General features: G+C 72.3%; 5 protein-coding genes. 1 reads left to right on the forward strand and 4 read right to left on the reverse strand.

What is annotated here, in order from left to right; translation table 11 throughout:
- Positions 1-2 precede the first annotated feature (2 nt).
- Positions 3-674 (reverse strand): succinate dehydrogenase, encoded by a 672-nt coding sequence (locus tag ACTT8P_RS30080; protein ID WP_442834926.1) that lies wholly within the window; start codon positions 672-674, stop codon positions 3-5.
- A gap of 131 nt (positions 675-805) precedes the next feature.
- Between ACTT8P_RS30080 and ACTT8P_RS30085 the strand changes: the two genes are divergently transcribed.
- Entirely contained in the window at positions 806-1,690 is an 885-nt protein-coding gene (locus tag ACTT8P_RS30085; RefSeq protein WP_442834927.1) for a LysR family transcriptional regulator, read from the forward strand.
- A 157-nt stretch (positions 1,691-1,847) separates the two neighbouring features.
- On the opposite strand, the gene ACTT8P_RS30090 is transcribed toward ACTT8P_RS30085, so the two are convergent.
- The 3 genes from ACTT8P_RS30090 to ACTT8P_RS30100 all read right to left on the reverse strand — a co-directional run bounded on the left by ACTT8P_RS30090 (position 1,848) and on the right by ACTT8P_RS30100 (position 5,906).
- Positions 1,848-3,989: a putative bifunctional diguanylate cyclase/phosphodiesterase gene (locus ACTT8P_RS30090; protein ID WP_442834928.1), complete on the reverse strand. Its 2,142-nt coding sequence runs from the start codon at positions 3,987-3,989 to the stop codon at positions 1,848-1,850.
- Positions 3,986-4,798, reverse strand: coding sequence for an SAM-dependent methyltransferase (locus ACTT8P_RS30095; protein WP_442834929.1), 813 nt, complete (start codon positions 4,796-4,798; stop codon positions 3,986-3,988). Before ACTT8P_RS30095 ends, ACTT8P_RS30090 begins: the two co-directional genes overlap by 4 nt.
- Before the next feature lie 190 nt (positions 4,799-4,988).
- Complete coding sequence (locus ACTT8P_RS30100; protein WP_442834930.1) at positions 4,989-5,906, reverse strand: SCO0930 family lipoprotein; 918 nt, start codon at positions 5,904-5,906, stop codon at positions 4,989-4,991.
- Positions 5,907-6,470 lie beyond the last annotated feature (564 nt).

Raw genomic sequence — 6,470 nt, forward strand, 5'->3', positions numbered from 1 at the left:
GTTCAGCTCACCACTCCGGTCATGACGCCCACGGGGACGGCGATGAAGCCGGCCGTGAGCAGCAGCGCGAGGACGTTCGCGACGGTCTTCAGGGCCCGGTCGCGGCTGCGGCTGCCGGCGCCGAGGGTCTGGGCGGCGCTCCAGAAGCCGTGCTGGATGTGCAGGCCGAGGGCGAGCATGGCGACGATGTAGATGACGTTGCCGTACCAGGTGGAGAAGGTGTCCACGACGTTCTGGTAGGGCTTGCCCGACTGGAAGCCGCCGGAGTGCACGGTGCCGGTGGTCAGGTCCAGGATGTGCCAGACGATGAACAGCGCGAGGATGATCCCGCCGTACCGCATGGTGTTCGTGGCGTAACTGGCCCGCTTGCGCTGGTGCACGTACTTGGTGGGCCGGGCCCTGAGGTCGCGGCGGCTGAGCTGGTACGCGGAGGTGGCGTGTGCGACGACGGCGACCACCAGCACGATCCGGACCAGCCACAGCGTCCACTCGTAGTGCATGAACGGCTCGCCGACCGTGCGCAGCCAGTGGGCGTAGTGGTTGAACTCCGCCGTGCCGAAGAAGATCTTCAGGTTGCCGATCATGTGGACGACCAGGTACAGCAGCATGATCAGTCCGCTGACCGCCATCACGGTCTTCTTGCCGACGGTGGAGTCCCACACGGTGCGTGCCATGGACGGCCGTCGGTCCGTCCGCGTTGCCAGAGCCATGTCACAAGACGCTAGGGCCGAGGAGCCCCATCGGTCCAAGACATGGTCCGGCTCGTTTCGATAGGCACTGTCTATCGAGTGCCTATGCTGGCGGCGTGCACTTCCAGCAGCTCCAGTACTTCGTGGCGGTGGCCGAGACCCGGCACTTCACCCGGGCCGCCGACCTCGTCCATGTCTCCCAGCCGTCGCTGTCCCAGCAGATCAAGGCGCTGGAGCGGGAGCTGGGCGCGGATCTGTTCCAGCGGGCCCGGGGCAACATCACGCTGACCGACGCCGGGGAGGCGCTGCTGCCGCTGGCCCGGCGCATCCTCGCCGACGCGGACACCGCCCGGCACGAGGTGCGGGAGCTGGTGGAACTGCGCGGCGGCCGGGTCCGGCTCGGCGCCACGCCGAGCCTGTGCACCGGTCTGCTCCCCGACGTGCTGCGCGCCTTCCACGACCGCTATCCCGGCATCCGGCTGCTGATCGAGGAGGGCGGCAGCCACGACCTGGTACGGGAGCTGGCGCGCGGGGCGCTGGACCTGGCGCTGGTGGTGCTGCCGCTGCCCACGCCGTCGCCGGCGCTGACCACGGTGGAGCTGCTGCGGGAGGACCTGGTGGTGGTGTCGTCGCCGGAGGAGCCGCGGCCCGGCGGCGGGCGGCGGGCGGTGGACATCGGGGACCTGGAGGGCGAGCGCCTTGTGATGTTCCGGCACGGCTACGACCTGCGGGAGCTGACCGTGGCGGCGTGCCGCTCCGCGGGGTTCGAGCCGGACTTCGCGGTGGAGGGGGGCGAGATGGACGCCGTCCTCGGTTTTGTCCGGGCGGGGCTGGGGATCGCCGTCGTCCCCCGCATGGTGGCCGCGCGGTCCGGCCGGGGGCTGCGGGTCACCCCGCTGGCCCGGCCGGGGCTGCACCGCACCATCGCGCTGGCCCACCGCAGCGACGTGGCTCCGCCGAGGGCCGCGCGGGAACTCCAGAGGATGTTGCTGGAACGGTGAGGTGATGCTGTTGAGGGGCGCGGGGCTGTATCCCTATGCGGCTCCGCCGCGTGGGCGCGCTCAGCCACGACGAAGCCCGCACGTCTCGTCGTCGGGTGCGGGCTCGTTCTGGCTGGTCGCGCAGTTCCCCGCGCCCCTTTCGGGGCGCCTCGCCTCATCACCCCGTCGCGTCCACCAATGCCAGCTCGTGCAGCCGTTCCGGCGGGCCCGGACGGGCGTAGTACCAGCCCTGGGCCGTGTCGCAGCCCAGTATCCGGAGCTGTTCCGCCTGCGCGCCGGTCTCCACGCCCTCCACGGTGACCGTCAGGTCGAGGCCGTGGGCGAGGGAGACGATGCCCTCGACGATCCTCAGGTCGACCGGGTCGGCCGGGAACCGCTGCATGCTCTGGGTGAAGGAGCGGTCCAGTTTCAGCACGCTCACCGGCAGCCGGCGCAGGTTGGCCAGGTTGGAGTAGCCGGTGCCGAAGTCGTCCAGAGCGATGTCCACGCCCATCTCGGCAAGGCGCCGCAGGGGCTTGAGGAGATCGTCGTCCGCGCCGATCAGGGCCGACTCGGTCACCTCCAGGCACAGGGCGTCCGGCGCGACCCCGGCCCGCTCCAGGATGTCGACGGTGTCCTGGACCAGCCCGGGGTGGGTGAGCTGGCAGGGCGACAGATTGACGTTGATCCGCAGCGGGTCCGCGCCGCCGTCGCCGTACAGTTCCCGCCAGGCGCGGGCCTGCCGCACCGACTGCTCCAGCACCCAGCGGCCCAGCGGCACGATCAGACCGGTGTGCTCGGCGAGCGGGATGAAGCGGTCCGGACCGAGCACGCCGTGCTGCGGGTGCAGCCAGCGCACCAGCGCCTCCGCGCCGCGCACGCTGCCGTCGCCGAGGTGGACCAGCGGCTGGTACTCGATGAAGAACTCGCCGCGCTCCAGGGCGGCGGGCAGCGCCGTGGTCAGTCCGTGCCGGGTGATGGCGCGGGCGTCGGCCTCCGGGTCGGCCAGTTCGTAGCGGTTGCCGCCCGCCGACTTGGCCCGGTACATGGTGATGTCGGCGCTGCGCAGCACCTCGGCCGCGCTGCGCTCCCCCGCCGGTCCCTCCACGATGCCGATGGAGCCGCGCACGGTGATCTCCCGGCCGTCGATGCCGATCGGCGCGAGCAGCGCGTTCATGATCCGGCCGGCCAGTTCGTCCACCTCGTGCGCGGTGTCCGTACCGCAGGTCAGCGCCACGAACTCGTCGCCGCCGAGCCGGGCCACCATCTCGCCGGGCGCGGTGGCGCAGCCCTGGAGCCGGTCGGCGACCTCCACCAGGAGCCGGTCGCCGGCCGCGTGGCCGAGGCTGTCGTTGACGGTCTTGAAGCCGTCCAGGTCGAGGTAGCACAGGCCGAAGCGCTGGCCCTCACCGGCGTTCAGCGCCTTCTCCAGGCGTTCGAAGAAGAAGCTGCGGTTGGGCAGGCCGGTGAGCGCGTCGTGGGTGGCCTCGTAGCGCAGCCGCAGGTTGAGCAGCCGACGCTCGGTGGTGTCCTCCATCAGCGCGAGCTGGTACTGCGGGACGCCGTCGGCGTCGCGCAGCAGGGAGACGGTCAGGTTGGTCCACAGCACGGTGCCGTCGGGCCGGTAGAACGCCTTCTCCAGGTGGTAGTGCTCGCGCTCGCCGCGCACCAGTTCGTCGTAGAGCCGCCAGGTCTGCGGGGCGTCGTCGGGGTGGGTCCAGTCCCGTACCCGGCCCTGGCGCAGCTTCTGGTCGGTGAGGCCGAACATGCGGGTCAGCGCCTCGTTGACCTGGAGGATGTTGCCGTCGAGGTCGGCGATGCCGATGCCTATGGCGGCGCCCTCGAAGACCGCGCGGAAGCGGGCCTCGCTGGCGTGCAGCGCGGCGGCCACCACGCCCTGCGCCTTCAGTGCGGCCTGCGCGATGGCCTCCTGCTCGGCCAGGGTACGGGCGCGCAGCGCCTGGGCGAAACCGGCCGCCATCGCGTGCTGCATCCGCGCCGAGCGGGCCCGCAGGTCCTCCTGGTCGCCGCCCTCGCCGCAGTAGAGCACCAGGTAGGCGTCGACGCAGTCCAGGGTGCGGCTGAGCGCCTCGGGGTCGGTGCAGTGCGCGTCGACCAGGGCGGCGCCGACCGCCTTGGCCGCCTCCGCCTCGAAGGCGCGGGCGCGCAGCACCTCGCTCAGCCGCCGGGCCAGTGGCAGCAGTTCGGCCTCGAACTCCGGCCGGGTCGACGACGTCGTGGTGACGGGGAACACCGCCCGGCTCCAGATCGTGGCGAACCTGCGCAGTCTGTCCTCGGGCCCGTCCGGCTGCGCCATCACGCGGTACGCCCCACGCCGGCGAAACCGGAGAAGGCGTAGGGGTCCTCGCCCTCCGGTGCCTCCTCGGGGCGCCAGCGCGCCATCGGCACCAGTCCGGGTTCCACCATGTCGTACCCCTCGAAGAACCGCGCGATCTCCTCGCGCGTGCGCATGATCAGCGGGTTGCGGATGTCCTTGTACACGTCCACCGCGCCCGAGGCCCGCTCGGGCGGCAGCGGGATGTGCTCGTACGCGGCGTGCGTGAGGACGAGCATGCTGCCGGGCGCGAGCGCGGAGCTCAACTCGGCCACCGCCGCGTACGGGTCGTCCTCGTCTGCCACGAAGTGCAGTATGGCAACGAGCAGCAGGGCCACCGGCCGATTCAGGTCGATCAGCCGCTCCACCTGCTCGGCGGCGAGGATCTCGCGCGGCCCCAGCAGGTCGGCGGCGACCACGTCCGCGTCCGCGTCGCCGGCCAGCACCGCCTGGCTGTGCGCGACCGCCACCGGGTCGTGGTCGACGTAGACCACCCGGGCGCCGGGACAGGCCCGTCGGGCCACCTCGTGGACGTTGCCGAAGGTCGGGATGCCGGAGCCGATGTCCAGGAACTGGGTGATGCCCTCGCCGGCCGCGAAGCGCACGGCACGGCGCATGAACGCCCGGTTGGCCTGCATCGCCTTGGGCAGTCCCGGCATGAACTCCATGGCCCGGCGGGCCGCTTCCCGGTCGACCTCGAAATTGTGCGAACCGCCCAGGTAGAAGTCGTAGATGCGGGACACGCTGGGCACCGTGATGTCAATGCTCCGCGGGGCCCAGGCGGGACGCTCCATCTGGTTCTCCAAGGCTCAAGGCGATCCGGTGTTCGAGCAGAGGCTACTGATCGCCCGCCAAAGGAGCGAGCGGAAACGGAAATTGACCATCCGTTCCCGGTCACTGCCGGTGGCACGTGCCGCCCGCGCGGCAGCGCGCAGTGGGCCGCCCCTCCGCGCCGAGGCGGAGGGGCGGCCCACTGCTCCTGTGCTACTTCTTGACCGGCTTTCCGTCGGGTGCGACGGCGTACCAGGTGCCGCCGACGCCCTGGCCGTTGATGTCACCGGGCTCCGCGTCGCCGGCGAAGGTGTACAGCGGCCAGCAGTCGAGGGTCTGCTGGGCCGCGCCGTCCGGCCGGGTGAAGCTCATCAGGCCCTTCTTCTCCACGTTCTCCGTGTCGTCGGCCTCCACGGGGGCGACGACCGGCCATTTCTTCAGGCAGTCGCCGGTGCAGGCGGAGACCGGGTCGGGCCAGGCCACGTCCTTCAGGAAGCGGTAGACCGTCATCCCGTCCTTGTCGACGACGATCTCGCCGAGGTCGGGGTCCTGGCGGGTGGACAGGCCGGGCCGGGCCGCCTTCGTGCCGTCGGCGGCGAGCGCGAACCACTTGTCGTTCACGCCCTGGCCCTTGACGTCCCCGGCCGCCGTGTCCTTGGCGTAGCGGTACGCCGGCCAGCCGCCGATGGTCAGCTGTTTGGTGCCGTCGGCGCGAGTGACCTCGCCGAGCAGGGACTCGTCGATGCCCTCGCCGGCGATCGCGTCGTCGGCGGCCACCGGCGGCCAGGCCGTGGCGCAGTCCGCCTCGCAGGTCGTCTTCGGCGGCTTCGCGGTGTCGGCGTCGAACCGGTACAGGGTGCGGCCGGCGCCGTCGGTCACCAGCTCGCCGAGTTCGTCGTCGGCGGCGACGGACAGCTTGCCCGCGGCGGCCGGGCTCGCCGACCGCGCGTCCCCGGCGTCCGCGCCGAGCCCCTGGCCCGCGCCGACCGTGCCGATCTCGCCGGGCTGGGCCGAGGCGCCCACGTTCTGGCTGCCGCCCGCGGCGCCGCCGTCCTGACCGCACGCCGTCGTCAGCGCCAGCACCACCGCGGCGCTCGCCACGAGTGAGGCGTTTCGCCACGAGGTCCTCATCGTCAACTCCCCCTTCTTGGATGGGTGGTGCGGAGAACTGCCGCTCCCCGCACGGCAGGGGGTACGCACGGGCGGCCCGGTGGTGTTCAACGGCGGCGGGGTTTTCTTCAACAGCGCGTGCCGTTCCCTCGAGTTGGCCATACGTACGTGCGAGCCGGATCCCTCCTTCGGGGCAATCCGGTGCCATCTCGGCGTGCCCCGTCGCGGCACGCTCCATGATTCGCCACGTGCATGCACCCGAACCGATCCGATCCGCCCCCGCCGGACGGACGTTGGCCCTGGTGACGCTGGCCTTCGCACTCGCCGGCGCTCCCGCGGCCCCCGCGGCGGCGGACGCGTGCGCGTACGTGTCGAACGGCCCGGGGGACACCAGGGCCGCGGCGGTCGCCGGCAGCGGCGGCACCTGGCCCACGTTCCCGCCGTGCCCGCCGCCCACGCCGACTCCTACGCCCACGCCCACGCCGCCCGAGCCGCCGAAGCCGACGCCCCCGAAGCCGACGCCGCCCAAACCCCCTGCCCCGCCCCCTCGGACGCCGTCCGCGCCGGTCCGTCCCACGTCCGAGC

The organism is Streptomyces sp. JW3 (genome assembly GCF_052216785.1).
Lineage (GTDB): Bacteria > Actinomycetota > Actinomycetes > Streptomycetales > Streptomycetaceae > Streptomyces.

What these genes read in the sequence shown, in the direction of transcription:
- ACTT8P_RS30100 (WP_442834930.1), bottom strand. Translation starts at nt 5,906, where the DNA reads ATGAGGACCTCGTGGCGAAACGCCTCACTCGTGGCGAGCGCCGCGGTG.
- ACTT8P_RS30080 (WP_442834926.1), bottom strand. Translation starts at nt 674, where the DNA reads ATGGCACGCACCGTGTGGGACTCCACCGTCGGCAAGAAGACCGTGATG.
- ACTT8P_RS30095 (WP_442834929.1), bottom strand. Translation starts at nt 4,798, where the DNA reads ATGGAGCGTCCCGCCTGGGCCCCGCGGAGCATTGACATCACGGTGCCC.